22 protein-coding genes are annotated in these 16,482 nt (G+C 42.0%); 16 read left to right on the top strand and 6 right to left on the bottom strand.

Going from position 1 to position 16,482, the window contains the following annotated elements:
- Window positions 1-12 precede the first annotated feature (12 nt).
- The 9 genes from C6Y02_RS01540 (at window position 13) to C6Y02_RS01500 (ending at window position 8,206) form a co-directional block, all read left to right on the top strand.
- On the top strand, window positions 13-1,197 hold the full coding sequence (locus tag C6Y02_RS01540; protein WP_034660025.1) for a phosphoglycerate kinase: 1,185 nt from the start codon (window positions 13-15) through the stop codon (window positions 1,195-1,197).
- A gap of 30 nt (window positions 1,198-1,227) precedes the next feature.
- On the top strand, window positions 1,228-1,989 hold the full coding sequence (gene tpiA / locus C6Y02_RS01535) for a triose-phosphate isomerase (protein ID WP_003213530.1): 762 nt from the start codon (window positions 1,228-1,230) through the stop codon (window positions 1,987-1,989).
- The gene (gene gpmI / locus C6Y02_RS01530) at window positions 1,982-3,517 is read left to right on the top strand and encodes a 2,3-bisphosphoglycerate-independent phosphoglycerate mutase (protein WP_106030511.1); all 1,536 of its coding nucleotides are present in this window, start codon (window positions 1,982-1,984) and stop codon (window positions 3,515-3,517) included. The genes tpiA and gpmI overlap by 8 nt, the downstream gene beginning before the upstream one ends.
- A 30-nt stretch (window positions 3,518-3,547) precedes the next feature.
- Entirely contained in the window at window positions 3,548-4,840 is a 1,293-nt protein-coding gene (gene eno / locus C6Y02_RS01525) for a phosphopyruvate hydratase (RefSeq protein ID WP_003212752.1), read from the top strand.
- Between the two features lie 258 nt (window positions 4,841-5,098).
- Window positions 5,099-5,368 carry a hypothetical protein gene (locus C6Y02_RS01520; protein WP_060597324.1) on the top strand — a complete coding sequence of 90 codons (270 nt, stop codon included), beginning with the start codon at window positions 5,099-5,101 and terminating at the stop codon, window positions 5,366-5,368.
- A gap of 58 nt (window positions 5,369-5,426) precedes the next feature.
- A complete protein-coding gene (locus tag C6Y02_RS01515) occupies window positions 5,427-6,194 on the top strand; it encodes an ATP-binding cassette domain-containing protein (RefSeq protein WP_106030510.1) in 768 nt (255 codons plus the stop codon).
- Window positions 6,166-7,563 carry a hypothetical protein gene (locus C6Y02_RS01510; protein ID WP_106030509.1) on the top strand — a complete coding sequence of 466 codons (1,398 nt, stop codon included), beginning with the start codon at window positions 6,166-6,168 and terminating at the stop codon, window positions 7,561-7,563. Before C6Y02_RS01515 ends, C6Y02_RS01510 begins: the two co-directional genes overlap by 29 nt.
- Window positions 7,560-7,928 carry a hypothetical protein gene (locus C6Y02_RS01505; RefSeq protein ID WP_106030508.1) on the top strand — a complete coding sequence of 123 codons (369 nt, stop codon included), beginning with the start codon at window positions 7,560-7,562 and terminating at the stop codon, window positions 7,926-7,928. The genes C6Y02_RS01510 and C6Y02_RS01505 overlap by 4 nt, the downstream gene beginning before the upstream one ends.
- Complete coding sequence (locus tag C6Y02_RS01500) at window positions 7,925-8,206, top strand: hypothetical protein (RefSeq protein ID WP_106030507.1); 282 nt, start codon at window positions 7,925-7,927, stop codon at window positions 8,204-8,206. Before C6Y02_RS01505 ends, C6Y02_RS01500 begins: the two co-directional genes overlap by 4 nt.
- Window positions 8,207-8,228: 22 nt before the next feature.
- On the opposite strand, the gene C6Y02_RS01495 is transcribed toward C6Y02_RS01500, so the two are convergent.
- Complete coding sequence (locus C6Y02_RS01495) at window positions 8,229-8,693, bottom strand: GNAT family N-acetyltransferase (protein ID WP_106030506.1); 465 nt, start codon at window positions 8,691-8,693, stop codon at window positions 8,229-8,231.
- Between the two features lie 47 nt (window positions 8,694-8,740).
- On the bottom strand, window positions 8,741-9,091 hold the full coding sequence (locus tag C6Y02_RS01490) for a hypothetical protein (protein WP_223250421.1): 351 nt from the start codon (window positions 9,089-9,091) through the stop codon (window positions 8,741-8,743).
- 180 nt (window positions 9,092-9,271) lie between these two features.
- Between C6Y02_RS01490 and C6Y02_RS01485 the strand changes: the two genes are divergently transcribed.
- Window positions 9,272-9,904, top strand: a complete 633-nt coding sequence (locus C6Y02_RS01485; protein WP_060597319.1) for a MarC family protein — start codon at window positions 9,272-9,274, stop codon at window positions 9,902-9,904.
- 56 nt (window positions 9,905-9,960) lie between these two features.
- On the opposite strand, the gene C6Y02_RS01480 is transcribed toward C6Y02_RS01485, so the two are convergent.
- A complete protein-coding gene (locus C6Y02_RS01480) occupies window positions 9,961-10,497 on the bottom strand; it encodes a GbsR/MarR family transcriptional regulator (protein ID WP_034660700.1) in 537 nt (178 codons plus the stop codon).
- 269 nt (window positions 10,498-10,766) lie between these two features.
- Between C6Y02_RS01480 and C6Y02_RS01475 the strand changes: the two genes are divergently transcribed.
- Genes C6Y02_RS01475 through C6Y02_RS01460 form a run of 4 tightly spaced genes read left to right on the top strand, consistent with a single transcriptional unit; the run spans window position 10,767 to window position 14,224 of the window.
- Window positions 10,767-11,915: a betaine/proline/choline family ABC transporter ATP-binding protein gene (locus tag C6Y02_RS01475; RefSeq protein ID WP_034660016.1), complete on the top strand. Its 1,149-nt coding sequence runs from the start codon at window positions 10,767-10,769 to the stop codon at window positions 11,913-11,915.
- Window positions 11,916-11,928: 13 nt separating this feature from the next.
- Window positions 11,929-12,582: an ABC transporter permease gene (locus C6Y02_RS01470; protein WP_060597318.1), complete on the top strand. Its 654-nt coding sequence runs from the start codon at window positions 11,929-11,931 to the stop codon at window positions 12,580-12,582.
- A 13-nt stretch (window positions 12,583-12,595) separates the two neighbouring features.
- Window positions 12,596-13,513 carry an osmoprotectant ABC transporter substrate-binding protein gene (locus tag C6Y02_RS01465; RefSeq protein WP_106030505.1) on the top strand — a complete coding sequence of 306 codons (918 nt, stop codon included), beginning with the start codon at window positions 12,596-12,598 and terminating at the stop codon, window positions 13,511-13,513.
- A 21-nt stretch (window positions 13,514-13,534) separates the two neighbouring features.
- The gene (locus C6Y02_RS01460; protein WP_034660014.1) at window positions 13,535-14,224 is read left to right on the top strand and encodes an ABC transporter permease; all 690 of its coding nucleotides are present in this window, start codon (window positions 13,535-13,537) and stop codon (window positions 14,222-14,224) included.
- 80 nt (window positions 14,225-14,304) lie between these two features.
- Here the strand turns inward: C6Y02_RS01460 and catR are convergent, their stop codons facing one another.
- The 3 genes from catR to C6Y02_RS01445 form a co-directional block, all read right to left on the bottom strand.
- Window positions 14,305-14,625, bottom strand: a complete 321-nt coding sequence (gene catR, locus C6Y02_RS01455; protein ID WP_034660013.1) for a catDE operon transcriptional regulator CatR — start codon at window positions 14,623-14,625, stop codon at window positions 14,305-14,307.
- An 82-nt stretch (window positions 14,626-14,707) separates the two neighbouring features.
- Entirely contained in the window at window positions 14,708-15,109 is a 402-nt protein-coding gene (locus tag C6Y02_RS01450; protein ID WP_106030504.1) for a helix-turn-helix domain-containing protein, read from the bottom strand.
- 130 nt (window positions 15,110-15,239) lie between these two features.
- Entirely contained in the window at window positions 15,240-15,644 is a 405-nt protein-coding gene (locus tag C6Y02_RS01445) for a helix-turn-helix domain-containing protein (RefSeq protein ID WP_034660010.1), read from the bottom strand.
- A 153-nt stretch (window positions 15,645-15,797) separates the two neighbouring features.
- Here C6Y02_RS01445 and C6Y02_RS01440 point away from each other — a divergent pair, with 153 nt between their 5' ends.
- Together C6Y02_RS01440 and C6Y02_RS01435 are read left to right on the top strand one after the other, a co-directional pair.
- A complete protein-coding gene (locus C6Y02_RS01440) occupies window positions 15,798-16,040 on the top strand; it encodes a helix-turn-helix domain-containing protein (protein WP_106030503.1) in 243 nt (80 codons plus the stop codon).
- A 17-nt stretch (window positions 16,041-16,057) separates the two neighbouring features.
- A complete protein-coding gene (locus C6Y02_RS01435) occupies window positions 16,058-16,348 on the top strand; it encodes an AbrB/MazE/SpoVT family DNA-binding domain-containing protein (protein WP_060597314.1) in 291 nt (96 codons plus the stop codon).
- Window positions 16,349-16,482: the final 134 nt, after the last annotated feature.

Here is a 16,482-nt window from a genome sequence, read left to right as displayed (position 1 = left end):
CTCCTGACGAGCATGAATAAGAAATCAGTAAAAGACATTGACGTAAAAGGTAAAGTTGTGTTCTGCCGCGTAGATTTTAACGTTCCAATGAAAGACGGAGAAGTGACGGATGATACTCGTATTCGCGCAGCATTACCAACGATTGAGTATTTAACAGGACAAGGCGCAAAGGTACTGCTAGCTAGTCATTTGGGTCGTCCGAAGGGTCAAGTTACTGAAGAACTGCGTCTGACACCTGTGGCAAAACGTCTGCAAGAGCTTCTTGGACAAGAAGTGAAAAAAGCGGATGAAGCTTACGGAGACAACGTGAAAAAGCAAATCTCTGACTTAAAAGAAGGAGATGTGCTAGTGCTTGAAAACGTTCGTTTCTATCCTGGTGAAGAAAAGAACGATCCTGAATTATCAAAAGCATTTGCTGATTTAGCCGATGTGTATGTCAATGATGCGTTCGGTGCTGCACACCGTGCACATGCATCCACTGCTGGTATTGCAGCATATCTTCCGGCTGTTTCGGGCTTCCTCATGCAAAAAGAGCTTGAGGTTCTAGGAAAAGCCATTTCAAACCCTGATCGTCCATTTACAGCGATTATCGGTGGTGCAAAAGTAAAGGATAAAATCGGTGTGATTGAAAGTCTTCTGGATAAAGTGGACAACCTCATCATCGGCGGCGGACTTGCTTACACATTTGTGAAAGCACTTGGCCACGAAGTAGGAAAATCTTTATTAGAAGAAGACAAAGTAGATTTAGCGAAATCCTTTATGGACCGTGCAAAAGAAAAAGGCGTGAACTTCCTGATTCCAACAGATGTTCTGGTAGCCGACGACTTTTCAAATGATGCGAATACAAGCATTGTGCCAATCTCTGAAATTCCAAGTGATCTAGAAGCACTTGATATTGGAACAGAGACAAGAGAGAAGTATGCTGATGTCATTAAAAACAGCAAACTTGTTGTCTGGAACGGACCAATGGGTGTATTTGAAATTGATGCATTCGCTAAAGGAACAAAAGCAATCGCAGAAGCACTGGCAGAAGCAAAAGATACATATTCTGTCATTGGCGGTGGAGACTCAGCAGCAGCTGTTGAGAAGTTTGGTCTTGCTGATCAGATGAGCCATATTTCTACAGGCGGCGGCGCTTCACTTGAATTTATGGAAGGCAAAGAGCTTCCAGGTGTTACTGCATTAAACGATAAATAAGACCAAAACTGCTATAAGGAAGTGTCAATCATGAGAAAACCAATTATAGCTGGGAACTGGAAAATGAACAAAACACTTGGCGAAGCGGTTAGCTTCGTTGAAGAAGTCAAGTCATCCATTCCATCTCCTGACAAAGTGGAATCAATTGTCTGTGCGCCAGCACTTTTCCTTGAAAAGCTAAACAGCCTTTCTAACGGAACAGACCTTAAAATTGGTGCACAAAACATGCACTTTGAAGAAAATGGTGCATTCACTGGTGAAATCAGCCCTGCTGCGCTAAAAGACCTTGGCATCGGCTACTCAGTGATCGGTCATTCAGAGCGCCGTGAATTCTTCGCTGAAACAGATGAAACAGTGAACAAAAAAGCACATGCTGCATTCAAGCATGGCATCGTTCCAATTATCTGCGTAGGTGAAACGCTTGAAGAGCGTGAAGCTGGCAAAACAAATGAACTTGTCGCTGATCAAGTGAAGAAAGCACTAGCTGGTTTAACGACTCAGCAAGTCGCTGAATCTGTCATTGCATATGAGCCAATCTGGGCGATCGGTACAGGGAAATCTTCTACAGCGAAAGATGCAAACGACGTTTGCGCGCATATCCGTCAAACCGTTGCAAGCGAATATGGTCAAGAAGCGGCAGACAGCCTTCGCATTCAATATGGCGGAAGCGTGAAGCCGGCGAATATTAAAGAATATATGGCAGAATCCGATATTGACGGTGCTTTGGTAGGCGGCGCAAGCTTAGAACCTCAGTCTTTCGTTCAATTATTGGAGGAAGGTCAATATGAGTAAGAAACCAGCTGCATTAATCATCTTAGATGGATTCGGTTTAAGAGGCGAAACAGTCGGTAACGCTGTTGCCCAAGCAAAGAAACCGAACTTCGACCGCTACTGGAATGAATTCCCGCATCAAACCTTAACGGCTTCAGGTGAGGCAGTAGGCCTCCCGCAAGGTCAAATGGGTAACTCTGAAGTTGGGCATCTGAACATCGGTGCAGGACGCATTGTGTATCAAAGCTTAACAAGAGTGAATGTTGCCATTCGTGAAGGGGAATTTGAGAAAAACGAAACGTTCCTAGATGCAATGACTTATGCAAAAGAGAATGACAAGGCCCTTCATTTATTCGGTCTCTTGTCAGACGGCGGTGTGCACAGCCACATCCAGCATCTCTTTGCCCTGCTGAAGCTGGCGAAAAAAGAAGGCTTAACAAAGGTATACATTCATGGCTTCTTAGACGGACGTGATGTTGGTCAAAAGACAGCCAAAGTGTACTTAAAACAGCTTGAAGAACAAATCAAAGAAATCGGTGTCGGAGAAGTGGCAACACTTTCTGGACGCTATTACTCAATGGACCGTGACAAACGCTGGGATCGTGTGGAGAAAGCATATCGCGCGATGGCGTATGGTGAAGGCCCAAGTTATCAAAACATTTATGATGTCGTTGATGACTCCTATGAAAATGGAATCTACGATGAATTCGTTATTCCATCTGTCATCACGAGAGAAAATGGTGAGCCAGTTGCAAAAGTAAACGACGGAGACTCTGTGATTTTCTATAACTTCCGTCCAGACCGTGCGATCCAAATTTCGAACACCTTCACAAATGAAGATTTCCGCTCATTTGATCGCGGGGAAGCACATCCGAAGGATTTACACTTCGTCTGCTTTACACACTTCAGTGAAACGGTTGATGGCTATGTCGCCTTCAAACCAGTGAATTTGGATAACACAGTAGGAGAAGTGCTTTCTCAAAATGGATTGAAACAGCTGCGGATTGCTGAAACAGAGAAATATCCTCATGTGACGTTCTTTATGAGTGGTGGGCGTGAAGAAGAATTTCCTGGTGAAGACCGCATCTTGATCAATTCGCCAGATGTGGCAACCTATGACCTCAAGCCAGAAATGAGCGCTTACGAGGTAAAGGATGCACTTGTTGCAGACATCAATGCTGATAAGCATGATGCGATCATCCTGAACTTTGCTAACCCGGATATGGTTGGTCATTCAGGTATGCTCGAGCCAACAATCAAAGCCATTGAAGCAGTAGATGAGTGCTTAGGAGCTGTAGTCGACGCAATCCTAGCAAAAGGCGGACATGCCATCATCACGGCAGACCACGGTAACGCAGACGTGCTGATAACCGAAGAAGGCAAGCCGCATACTGCACATACGACAAACCCTGTTCCAGTCATCGTGACGAAAAAAGGTGCAACGCTTAGAGAAGGCGGCATTCTAGCCGATCTATCTCCAACGCTTTTAGACTTACTTGGTCTTGAAAAACCAAAAGAGATGACAGGAACATCATTGATTCAGAAATAAAAAAATTGATTCAAAAGGAGAGAAATAACGATGCCATACATTGTTGACGTATATGCACGCGAAGTATTAGACTCTCGCGGTAACCCAACAGTTGAAGTAGAAGTTTACACAGAATCTGGCGGCTTTGGCCGTGCATTAGTACCAAGTGGTGCTTCTACTGGTGAATATGAAGCAGTAGAACTACGTGACGGAGACAAAGACCGTTACCTTGGAAAAGGTGTTCTGACAGCTGTAAACAACGTAAATGAAATCATTGCACCAGAACTTTTAGGCTTTGATGTAACAGAACAAGTAGCGATTGACAAAATGTTAATCGAACTTGATGGAACAGAAAACAAAGGGAAATTAGGCGCAAACGCAATCCTTGGCGTATCTATCGCTGTAGCACGTGCGGCTGCTGATTTCTTACAAATTCCACTTTACCAATACCTTGGTGGATTCAACTCCAAAACGCTTCCAGTGCCGATGATGAACATCGTCAACGGCGGAGAGCATGCGGATAACAACGTAGACATTCAAGAATTCATGATTATGCCTGTAGGTGCACCGAACTTCCGTGAAGCACTTCGCATGGGCGCACAAATCTTCCATAGCCTGAAATCTGTATTAAGTGCAAAAGGCTTAAACACAGCTGTAGGTGACGAAGGCGGATTCGCTCCAAACCTTGGTTCTAACGAAGAAGCACTTCAAACAATCGTAGAAGCGATTGAAAAAGCTGGTTTCAAACCAGGTGAAGAAGTGAAACTTGCAATGGATGCTGCATCTTCTGAGTTCTACAACAAAGAAGACGGTAAATATCATTTATCAGGCGAAGGTGTTGTGAAAACATCTGCTGAAATGGTTGACTGGTATGAAGATATGGTATCGAAATACCCAATCATCTCGATCGAAGACGGCCTTGATGAAAACGACTGGGAAGGTCACAAACTATTAACTGAGCGCCTTGGCAGCAAGGTTCAGCTAGTAGGAGATGACTTATTCGTGACAAACACGAAGAAGCTTTCTGAAGGAATCAAAAACGGCGTTGGTAACTCTATCCTGATCAAAGTAAACCAAATCGGTACATTAACTGAAACATTTGATGCAATCGAAATGGCAAAACGCGCAGGATACACAGCAGTCATCTCTCACCGTTCTGGTGAAACAGAAGACAGCACAATTGCAGACATCGCTGTTGCAACAAACGCTGGACAAATCAAAACAGGTGCTCCGTCTCGTACGGACCGTGTGGCGAAATACAACCAATTACTTCGCATCGAAGATCAATTGGCTGAAACAGCACAATATCACGGCATTGCAACATTCTATAACTTGAATAAATAATGCCAGCTACGCGCTGCGTCCCGCTCTTTCATGAGAGCGGGACGCAGCGTTTTTTTTGTGTTGAGCGAAATCCGATAGCTAATTCATTTGTCTTATCCTATTTTTGTAAAAAATCCTCCTTCAGTTAGAGAAGCAGTCAAAATCCCCTCCATTTATAAGCACTAAATCATGAAAAATCGACTAAAAATATGATCTGAAATGAACTTATGCTTTCTGTAAGGGGGTGGTATCATTTTACATATATTAGGGGGTGATGAGATGCTGAATCCTTTTAGCCTTCGTTTTCCAGTAGGTGTGTATATGTATGTCCTTCACCTACTGGCGGCCTATGATGAAAGGAAGCAACGAATTCTAACTTCTAAGAACATACAGAAAAATGCATTTTGGATTTATGTCCTTGCCGCTATTTTAGGTATTGTGACAGTCGCAGCATTGATTTGGGCATGCAAGACCTTTGGAAAAGGCTCTAAATTTTTAGGCGAATTCAAGTTCTTAGGCATGTACGTGAAAATCAAATGCGGTTTCTAACAGGGATGAGAACAGATGCGAGGTCATCTGTTCCATCTGAAACAAACGGAGGAATATGATGCTGACATTACAAATACAAGAAAAAACGTATAGCCGCACCTTCTCTCTCCGCCATATACAAATGAACGTAGAGAAAGGCCGAACGATGCTTCTTTTAGGACACAATGGTGCAGGAAAGACAACAATGATCCAAGCTATGTTTGGGCTAACGCCATTTACTGGCTCTGTTTCCTTACATGGTGAACAGCTGAACCTTCAATCCTCAGCACATATTTCCCTATTGAAAAAACACGTTTCCTATATTCCTGACGAACATGCGTTGTTCGATTATTTAACACCGAGGGAATACTTTCAATTACTTCAGCTGCCACATGAGCAAGATATCACACGTGAAGAGACATTCATCGATTTGTTTGAGCTGAGTCCGTATATGGATCAGCCAATCGCTCAGCTGTCCCATGGCAATCAAAAAAAAACACAAATCATTTCGCAGCTTCTCAGGCCATGTGATTATTATGTGTTCGACGAGCCAACGAACGGACTTGATCCAGATATGATGATTATCTTAAGAAAGGTGCTCATGAAGCTGAGAGATCAAGGCGCTGGCATTCTGATATCAACTCATCATTTGAGCTTTGGTGATACATTATATGACCATCTCATGATCTTAAGAAATGGTGACGTCAAGCTGAATATGTCCCGCCAAGAAACGACTCAGACATTTCCTCATCAGGCACTTGAAGAGATTTATAAAGAAGTAAATCGAGATTACTATATGCAGGTGGAGAGGTTACTCAATGATTTGGACACGACACGTTCTTCATAAAATAGAATGGGGCATGCTGACAGCGAAAGGAAAGCAGCTTGGAAAAAAGTATCCTTTGCAGCTTCTCGCAGCTGCCGTTTTTCTCTTGCTGATCTATGCGATATACGTTGTCATCAGCCTGCGCTTTTACATGCAGGTAGGTGAAAGTGAGCCAGCTACGCTATACCTCCAATTTGTCAAAATGTCGCTCTTACTATTAGGAGCAGGGATTGTGTTATCCCGGAATAAACTGAAGCGCCAAGAATATCAATTCTACTTTTTGAACAGCGCGATACAAAGTGTATCCTTTGTCCTTTGTGCGTATTTCTTTCCAGTTCTTTTTTGCTTCCTCATGGCTGGACTGCTTTTTTTACCGATTATATTAGGTCTTTTGATCACGGGTGTCACTCCATCTCTGTATTGGATCATCGTTGTCTGCATCACATGTTGCATATTGGCACTTTATACGGTCTCTTCATGGATGCTGCTGCGGATCGGTGTGAGCCATTTCGTATCAAAAACAAAAGAGCATTTGCTGCTTCAAACGATCGGCTTTGCGGCGCTTCATGTACTAATATTTCTCCTTTTTCAAAAAGCGGTGGAGATGATCCATGTATGGCCGGCTGTCTATCTGTTGTTACTTGTCATCATCCTAAGCGCTGGATGGCTATGGGTGAAGGGTTTAGCAGCTTGCTATGTTCATCAGATGTTTTTGCAGCTGAAAAAAGAGGTGAAGTCGTTTTCCTACCAGAAAATCAGAACGCACTCTTCCTTTCTGACGCATCTGCGGCAGGAATTGGTCTATTTCAGCCGATCAGCTGTTTTTAAAGAGCAAGGCATTTTGTTTCTCTTTCTCATTTGTTTGACGGCGGGGCTGCCTTTTGTTTTTACACCGGCAGAAACTGGCTGGCTGTATGCCTTTATTGTGCAGTTTGCGTTAAAGGAAATATTGATCATGCTTCCGCTGATGATTGGCAGGGAATATCATATCAATCAAAGGGCCATCTTTATGTTAAATACATCAAAGGGCGCTTATTTAATGTCGAGAATGTTATTTTATTACACCATTAATCTGCTGACATATTTTGTGTATATTGGGCTTGCCTATTTGGTGATCGGTATTGAAAGTGAAGGTCATGGATTGGCGAGTTTGTCCATTTTATTGATTACCGCCATGGCGGCCTGTACAGGGTTTGTCGTGAAAATCAGTGATTTTAATAAGCTGTTTGTGATCGTGTTGATGATTGCTGTATTCAGCTTTATCGATATGCTTTTATTAGAATGGCTTTCATCTGATGTATCTCTTCTCGCCACCGCTTATCTGCTTGGTTCACTTGCCTTTTTCAGTTGTATATATGCTGCGATGTTAAAAAGGCCTGTATTGCGATGATGGGGCTTGTCATTAGTTTACTAGCTGTTGTGCTCATTCACGAACTCGGTCATATGTTGATGGTCATGGTGTGTAACAAATTCGAAAAAAGACCCCTTTTTGATTTTGTGATGATGATTGATTGGAAGCAAGTGGCGATCGTCCATGAGACATTTGCCCGGCCGAGCTTTAATCTGATGGTGGCACTTGCGGGTCCGCTGTTTCCTGTGCTCTGCTCGAGTGTGCTTTTTATAATGTGGAAGCATCCGGTGAGTCATCAGCTGCTGTTTTTTTCTTTACTGAACACTGTGATGCTGCATCCAGCTTGCCCAGATGGGAAAAATATCACAGCCAGTTTAAAAGAGATGAAGGAGAGAAAGAGATGATCAAAGTATTTCATTCGTTTTCTAGCGGCTTAACACTTGCGATGCTGTATATATTTGCTGTGTTTATGACCCCTGTCTTTTTACTGCTGCTAGAAGTCAATCATGTTGAATCAAGTCCGACACTGTTTGGTATGCCATTTTATATCATGAAAATTGAAGAGTATCAATTCAGCTCAGAGGCGACGCTTTTTGGATGTGTTGTCTGCTTTTTAGCTGGCGCTGTGCTTTACTTTTTGATTCAATATGTGATTCATGCTGTGAAAAAGCGAAGATCATAAAAAAAGCAGGCTGAGCAAAAAGTCAGTCTGCTTGAAACGTGAGAGACAGCCGTACCATATCCATACATTGAATCCCGTTTTCATAAATCGGTTCATCATAATGCTTAAGGAAGAAATCGCGATCGATCGAAGTCAGGCGGAAGCCGCATTTTTGATAAAGTGCGAGCTGCTGAATACTCGAGTTGCCTGTGCCGATTTCAATCCTATGGAAACCAGCGGCTTTCGCTTCAGCGATCGCATGACGGATCAGCTGTTTCCCAATTCCCTTTCCTTGCCATGACTCCTTCACAGCAACATTCATGATTTCGACTGTATGCTGAGGTAGCGATGATAGCACATAAACACCAATCACATCCTCTTCATGAAAGGCGGCATAACAAGAGCCGGATTGCACATACGCGAGAACCTTTTTCTTTGAAGGGTCAGCTAATAGTAAAAGATCCATTGGGAGAGATTGATCATGAGATAATCGCTGAATCTGTATCACATGTTTTCATCCTTTCTATTCTTTCATATCCCCTTGTCACGCCCCAATCATATTGGTCCTGTACCCACCTGAGAGGGAGGGTGATGAGTGACATTCGGGTCTTTTTTGACAGTTGGTTTTCTTGTAGCCTGTGCGGTCTGCTTATTCGCTTGAGCAGTAGCTTTTGCTGCTGCCAGCTCTTTTTGAAGCTGGTCGACTTTTATCTCAAGCGCTTTACGCTGTTTGACCTCTTTTTCATAGGCTTTCTTTTCTTTTTTGAGCTTTTTAGTGACGGTGGCTATTTGCTTTTTTTGTTCATCGTTTTCATGCTTCATATCCGTTTGATCTGATTTTAACTTCGAAAGCTGCTTAGTGTTCGTTTTGCTTTCTTGCTGATGTTTTTCCTCTGCTGCTGCCAAACAATCCAGCCAGCTGCGCCTAACACCGCAACAGACAGAAGAATGATCGTAATGGTTTTTTCAAGTGTGAACCCCTTTCTTTAAACCTCTATTATCATCGGTTAAAGATAAACAGGTTTTAACATCAAAGGGAATATTCACATCAGTTTGGCAGACACTATGAAAAAAGGAGGGTGTCTGTTGATTTCCTTTATGATTCATGTTGTGGTCTCATTATTTGCTGTATCAAACCCCATTGGAAACGTGCCTCTTTTCATCACCTTAACAGAAGGCTATACAGAGAAAGAACGCGCTCAGACAGCCAAAAAAGCCATCGTGGTCTCTTTCATTATTTTGATTGCCTTTCTATTGGCAGGCAGGCTCATATTCAAATTGTTTGGGATCGATATTCATGCACTCCGCATCGCCGGAGGTATTTTTATTTTTGGTATCGCTTACAATTTGCTGAATGCAAAAGAATCACACGTCCAAAATCCTCATTCGGAGGAAAAGGCAGAAAGCAAAGAGAAGGCAGATATCTCCGTTACGCCGCTGGCAATCCCGATCATCGCTGGGCCCGGTACAATCGCTACAGTAATGAGTTTAACCCCGGGAAGTCAAGGGATGCTCCACATGTTTTCGATTCTAATCGGCATTATCATTGTTCTTGCCATGACGTATTATGCCTTTCATTATTCCAGTTTCATTATGCGGAAAATGGGGAAAACAGAGATGAATGTTGTGACGCGTTTGATGGGATTAATTCTTGCTGTAGTGGCAGTTGAGATGATCGGCGCAGGCTTAAAAGGGATGTTTCCGATGTTTATGTCATAAGTGTATATAAAAAAGCTGTTTTTTTTCTACAATGATGTAAAATAAAACAGCTTTTTTTAAGGTTTCGGCACATGCTTAAATACTTCTTCACTTTCAAAGAATTCAATTAAGCGGCTAATCCAATCATAGTAATCAAGACTTTCCTTGATTTCTGAAAGAAGCAGATTGATTTTATCCTCTGTTTCTTCAGGTAAGTCGTCCTGTTCAAGCAGCTCTTGCAATTCCTTGCACGTTTTCTTATGTGCTTTACGGTTTTTGCTGACAACTCGGGACCAATTGGCTGCAAACAATGAAATAAACGTTTGGTATTGATCTTGCTCAACTTCATAAAGATCTTTACGTATTCCTTTTTCATAAACCTTTTCCGCAATATTCAAATCGAGCATTTCTCGAACGACTTGACTCATCCTCGTTTTGCTCATGCCGGTCGCCTCTGATAGCTCTTCCAGCGTCATTGGTTTACGGTTCATGTGAATGATACCAAGCACTCTACCCACTGTAGAAGAAAGACCAAAGGCATTCATGTTCTCCGCAGCTTTTTCAATATAATGATCCTGTGCTTTTTGAATGGCGCCTAACGCTTGCTTGTCCACTCCCCGCTTCATCCCTTCACGACTGACAATTTGTAACACAATATATCATATACCTGTTTGTTGATGAAAACAATAAATATTGAGTAATTGCTAGTAATTTGAAGGAAAAAGGAGAGATCTCTAGATATTACAGCGTTAACTGAAAATTTTATATAAATCTTATGCAATACAAACACATCATAAACTTTTTATTTTATAAAGTTTGCACTATAATGAATAAGGTGTAAATTTTCTGAATATATAGATCCAACTAATTGGAGGTGTCTCATTTGCTGAAACTAGAGAATGTATCTAAGACGTATAAAGGCGGAAAAAAAGCTGTCAAAAATATTGATTTAGAAATAGCAAAAGGAGAATTTATTTGTTTTATTGGACCGAGTGGCTGTGGTAAGACAACAACCATGAAGATGATCAACCGACTCATTGAACCTTCCTCAGGAAACATTTTCATCGAGGGAGAAAATATTATGAAAAAAGATCCAGTTCAATTAAGAAGAGAAATCGGTTATGTGATTCAGCAAATTGGACTGTTCCCCCATATGACCATCGCGCAAAACATCTCACTTGTGCCGAAGCTCTTAAAATGGCCGGAAGAAAAACGGAAAGAACGAGCTCGCGAACTGCTGAAGCTCGTCGACATGGGCCCGGAATTTTTAGAGCGCTATCCTCATGAACTCAGTGGAGGACAGCAGCAGCGCATCGGAGTTCTTCGCGCACTGGCAGCAGAACCCCCTCTGATCCTCATGGATGAACCATTTGGTGCACTTGATCCAATTACACGAGATACATTGCAGGAAGAATTTAAGAAACTGCAAAAAACGTTAAATAAAACCATCGTATTCGTCACACATGACATGGATGAAGCTATTAAACTTGCTGACCGAATTGTGATTTTAAAAGATGGAGAGATTGTCCAAGTAGGCACACCTGAAGATATTTTGCGTAACCCCGCCAACGAGTTCGTAGAAGAATTCATTGGAAAAGAACGCCTGCTTCAATCAAATCCGAATATGGAACGTGTAGAACAAATGATGAACACGTCACCAGTCACCATTACAGTCGAACAAACGTTGACTGATGCCATCTACATCATGAGAGAAAAGCGGGTCGATTCCTTGCTTGTAGTAGATGAACATCATGTGCTAAAAGGCTATATCGATATTGAAACAATCGATGCGAACCGCAGAAAAGCGGCTTTCGTTGGTGAGATCTTAAATACAGAGTTCTATACTGTACAAGAAGGCGCACTTCTAAGAGACACCGTTCGGAAAATCTTAATACGCGGTATTAAATATGTACCGGTTGTGGATGCCAAAGGGCATTTAAAAGGCATTGTAACACGGGCAAGTCTTGTAGATGTTGTGTACGACTCTATTTGGGGAGACGATACGCCGGCGTCTGCCATTGAAATGAACTAAGGGAGGTGGACACATGGATCAAATCATCGATTTTCTAGAGAAAAATGGTGGGGAACTCCTCACAAAAATGTGGGAGCATTTATATATTTCCTTAATTGCCGTCGTGCTAGGAATTATCGTTGCCGTTCCTTTAGGCGTCGTTCTCACACGAATGAAACGAGGCGCAGGTTTTGTCATCGGTGTCGTGAATATCTTTCAAACACTCCCTAGTTTAGCGATTCTTGCATTTTTTATTCCTATTTTGGGGGTGGGGAAAATACCTGCAATCGTTGCTCTCTTTTTCTATTCGGTATTGCCTATTTTGAGAAATACGTATGCGGGCGTCCAAGGTGTGAACAAAAACATGCTTGAATCCGGTAAAGGGATCGGCATGACCACATGGGAACAAATTCGTCTTGTGGAACTTCCGCTTGCTGTACCGATCATTATGGCAGGCGTTCGAACGTCAACGATTTATTTAATTGGCTGGACAACACTTGCTGCTTTTATCGGTGGAGGAGGTCTTGGTGACTACATTTTGATTGGACTTCAGCTATACCAGCCGGAATACATTATTGCAGGTGCCATCCCAGTCACCATTTTAGCGGTCATCATCGACTTTTCATTGATGAAGCTGGAGAAAAAAGTAACACCAGAAGGCTTAAAAGGATTGAAGGAAGTTTCATAAGGAGTTGGCTTATGTGAAGAATCGAAAAACAAAATGGATCAGTGCACTGCTTGCCGGATGCTTGCTATTGATAAGCGGCTGTTCACTTCCTGGACTAGCCGGCTCCTCAGGCAATACGCTGCGAATTGGAGCACAAAACTTTACCGAATCAGAAATTATGGCCTACATGGTTAGCGATATCATCGAACATTACACAGATAAAAAGACAACCATTGTGAAAAACCTAGGCTCTAATACCGTACAGCAGAAAGCAATGGAAAACGGAGATATCGACATTTCTGCCACAAGATATACAGGGACAGATTTGACGAGTACGCTTGGAATGGATGCGGAAAAAGACCCGGAGCGTGCGATGGAGATCGTCCAAAAAGAATTTAAGAAACGCTATGATTACAAATGGTTTGATTCCTATGGCTTTGATAATACGTATGCCTTTGCCGTGACGCAAAAGATGGCGAAGGAAAACAAGTTAGAAACCGTCTCTGACTTGAAAAAGAATGCGAAAAATTACCGGTTCGGTGTCGATAATATTTGGCTCAAAAAGAAAGGCGACGGTTATGAAGGATTCGTGAAAACATACGGAATTGAATTTGGAAGCACGTATCCAATGCAGATTGGTTTAGTCTACGATGCATTAAAAAATGAAAAAATGGATATTGTGCTTGCCTATTCAACAGATGGACGAATCAAAGCCTATGACCTCAAAATTTTAAAAGATGATAAGCGGTTTTTCCCGCCATATGATGCATCGCCAGTTGTCCCGGAAAAAGTCCTAAAAGAGAACCCAGGGCTTGATAAGGTGATCAACAGGCTGATCGGAAAAATCGATACAGAGCAAATGCAAGAGCTTAACTATCAAGTCGACGGGGAGCTTCAAGAACCAGCCACCGTTGCGAAAAATTTCCTGAAAAAGCACAATTACTTTGAGTAAGATGGGGAGGTGTCACGGCTGATGGACACACTGCAGCAATTATGGACGTATTATCAGCAGAACGGTTCATATGTGTTAGAAGAATTTTATCGGCATTTTCTCATGTCAGCGTATGGGGTGCTGTTTGCGGCGATTGTCGGAATTCCAGTAGGCATCTTTGTGGCGCATTACCGTAAGCTGAGCAATTGGATCTTCGCCATTACCAATGTTATACAAACCATACCGGCGTTAGCGATGCTTTCCGTGCTGATGCTTGTATTAGGACTTGGCGCAAATACAGTCATCTTATCACTCTTTCTGTATTCGCTTCTGCCGATCATCCGCAACACGTATACAGGGATTGTCAGCATTGAACATGCTTATTTAGAATCGGGTAAAGCGATGGGCATGACGAAATGGCAAGTGCTGAGAATGGTTGAATTACCGCTTGCTTTATCGGTCATTATGGCTGGTTTAAGAACCGCCCTTGTCATCGCCATCGGCATTACAGCGATTGGGACATTTGTTGGTGCGGGAGGTCTAGGTGATATCATCATCAGAGGATCAAACGCCACAAACGGAACAGCCATCATTTTAGCAGGTGCTATTCCAACTGCGCTCATGGCCATTATCGCTGACCTAGTCATGGGCTGGCTCGAACGCTATTTAAGCCCAACTAACAAGAAAAAAGAAAGAAAAGCATTAGCTGCAAAAAACATCACATCTGCTTAAGCGGTTAAAAAGACAAAACCTCCCTTACATCTGTAAGGGAGGTTGTTTTATGATGATCAGGCGGTTCACATGCAGGTATTTTATGATTCAAGCGTGATCCATTCAGAGGACCACTTCGAAATTTCCTCAAAAACGGGTGCAAGGGAACGCCCCATATCAGTTAAAGAATACTCAATGCGCACGGGTGTTTCAGCAAAAACCTCCCGTTTTACAATGCCTGCTGCTTCCAGCTCTTTTAATCTCTCAGATAATACTCTTCCGCTTAAATTTGTCAGAGCAGCCTCAATTTCACTAAAGCGCTGCGGACCTGAGAGAAGCTGAAAAACAATCAGTGCAACCCAGCGTTTACTCAATAACTCAACTGCTTTTTCAAACCGCGGGCACATGTCAGATTGATTCATCTTTCTTCACTCCAATCTGAACTCATTATACCGTAAATCTGTCATAAATCAGCTCGAAAAGCTTGTCAATGCTCAAAACATTCTATGATGACGAACGGCTGTTTAACATAAATAACAGATAGCGGTTAAGATCCTCTATTTCTTTTTTCGAAAGAGTTGACCAAATGTCTCCATCAAATATTTCGAGATCACCAAGTTCATATAGCACTGCAGCTTCCTTTATTTTGGATAATGCCATTTCCTCTTCCTTCAACTGATGGACAGAAGAGGCTTCCTCAATATAGCCCGCAGCCTGCATCATTTCCTCATAAGGGACCTTTAATGCACCGGCTAGTTTTTTAATCGTAGGAGGCTTTGGAATACCGCGTTTCCCGTTTTCAATACGAGAAATACCAGCAGCGCTGACCTCTGAATACATCGCTAATTGGTTCACTGACAGCTTCTTTTCCTCACGTAATGCTCTTAAATATGCACCAAAGTTCATCAAGGCAAAACCTCACATGGTTATAGATTAGATATGTCTATTTTATCTGATTTGTTGACTATTGGCAACAAGTATACTATGAAAATATTGACATTAGTTAATAGTGGATGTACATTAGGTTTATGCCCCGCTATTTGTTCGCCTTTTTTTGGTTGATGAGCGTGAGAAAGTATTCATTCAGCTGGCTGATGTCTTGTGCGGAGAGCCTTTCCCATTTGTCCCCATCAAAAATGGGAAGATGTTCTACATCCTTTTGAAGCGCCGTTTGATAGATTTTCAACATGGATTCATATTTTGGTTTCATTTCATGAACTTGCTCCTGTTCAATATGACCGGCAAGCAGCATTAAATCCTCATAAGGCACCTTCAAGGCATGTGCTAATTTTTTGATAGTCAAAGGTTTTGGCACACCGCGCTTTCCATTTTCAATACGAGAAATTCCAGCAGCGCTTACACCTGAATACATGGCGAGTTGATTGACAGACATTTTTCTATTTTCTCTTAAAATGCGTAATTGTTCACCAAAGTGATTCATGACATCGAACCTCACATTTCAGTATATGACTTATTTTAGTATGATCATTGACCAAAGGAAATAGCAGAGGGGTAAAAGTGTTGACTTAAGTTAATAGATCTGTTTCATGTGAGCACCTGCACGTTGTACATATTGATTCCATAGGAGGTTGTAATGATGGTCGAAAAGATTCAGATCAGGCGGGCTTTTGTCATGCAGTATATGATCGAAAACGATATGTCTTTAAATCAGCTCGCTGATGAAATTGGCATTTCTCCTGCCACACTCAGCAGGGTATTAAATGGTCACCGGAAACCAGGCCAGCTTGTCATTGGCAAAATGATTCATTACTTTGATAAAAAATTTGAAGATCTATTTTACTATGAAGATATTGACAAAAGTCAACGAATGAAATGATCAAGGAGGCAATGTCGTTGAAAAGAACTGGGATGGTCAGACATATTGATTCACTAGGCAGAATTGTTCTGCCTTCAGAAATGCGCAAGGTGCTCAATATTAAAGAAGAGCAGCTATTAGAAATTTTCATTGAAGATCAAACCATTATGCTGAAAAAATATGATGCAGATAAGAGCTGCCTGTTAACTGGACAAGTGACGAAGTATAACAAAAGCTATGGAAATGGGAATGTGATGCTGAGTCCTGAAGGAGCTGAACGTTTGTTAGTAGAATTAAAACAGCTATTGAAAGAAGAAGCAACCCGTTAAAAACGTATTTTTAACCGAAAATTGCATATAAAAAATGCTGCATACTACTCTTTGGAATGAAATTGAATCAAAATAACGAATAAAGTCGACAATATAGAGGGAATCTTTATTTTGATGTTTCGTGACATGCACCT

It is taken from the genome of Bacillus sp. NMCC4 (assembly GCF_002998555.1).
Lineage (GTDB): Bacteria > Bacillota > Bacilli > Bacillales > Bacillaceae > Bacillus.
This window is presented reverse-complemented; position numbering and strand designations above follow the sequence as displayed.

Coding starts and splice junctions, on each gene's coding strand:
- C6Y02_RS01440 (WP_106030503.1), top strand. CDS start 15,798: ATGATGGTCGAAAAGATTCAGATCAGGCGGGCTTTTGTCATGCAGTAT.
- C6Y02_RS01520 (WP_060597324.1), top strand. CDS start 5,099: ATGCTGAATCCTTTTAGCCTTCGTTTTCCAGTAGGTGTGTATATGTAT.
- C6Y02_RS01450 (WP_106030504.1), bottom strand. CDS start 15,109: ATGAACTTTGGTGCATATTTAAGAGCATTACGTGAGGAAAAGAAGCTG.
- catR (WP_034660013.1), bottom strand. CDS start 14,625: ATGAATCAATCTGACATGTGCCCGCGGTTTGAAAAAGCAGTTGAGTTA.
- C6Y02_RS01500 (WP_106030507.1), top strand. CDS start 7,925: ATGATCAAAGTATTTCATTCGTTTTCTAGCGGCTTAACACTTGCGATG.
- tpiA (WP_003213530.1), top strand. CDS start 1,228: ATGAGAAAACCAATTATAGCTGGGAACTGGAAAATGAACAAAACACTT.
- C6Y02_RS01510 (WP_106030509.1), top strand. CDS start 6,166: ATGATTTGGACACGACACGTTCTTCATAAAATAGAATGGGGCATGCTG.
- C6Y02_RS01445 (WP_034660010.1), bottom strand. CDS start 15,644: ATGAATCACTTTGGTGAACAATTACGCATTTTAAGAGAAAATAGAAAA.
- gpmI (WP_106030511.1), top strand. CDS start 1,982: ATGAGTAAGAAACCAGCTGCATTAATCATCTTAGATGGATTCGGTTTA.
- C6Y02_RS01470 (WP_060597318.1), top strand. CDS start 11,929: ATGGATCAAATCATCGATTTTCTAGAGAAAAATGGTGGGGAACTCCTC.
- eno (WP_003212752.1), top strand. CDS start 3,548: ATGCCATACATTGTTGACGTATATGCACGCGAAGTATTAGACTCTCGC.
- C6Y02_RS01540 (WP_034660025.1), top strand. CDS start 13: ATGAATAAGAAATCAGTAAAAGACATTGACGTAAAAGGTAAAGTTGTG.
- C6Y02_RS01505 (WP_106030508.1), top strand. CDS start 7,560: ATGATGGGGCTTGTCATTAGTTTACTAGCTGTTGTGCTCATTCACGAA.
- C6Y02_RS01515 (WP_106030510.1), top strand. CDS start 5,427: ATGCTGACATTACAAATACAAGAAAAAACGTATAGCCGCACCTTCTCT.
- C6Y02_RS01460 (WP_034660014.1), top strand. CDS start 13,535: ATGGACACACTGCAGCAATTATGGACGTATTATCAGCAGAACGGTTCA.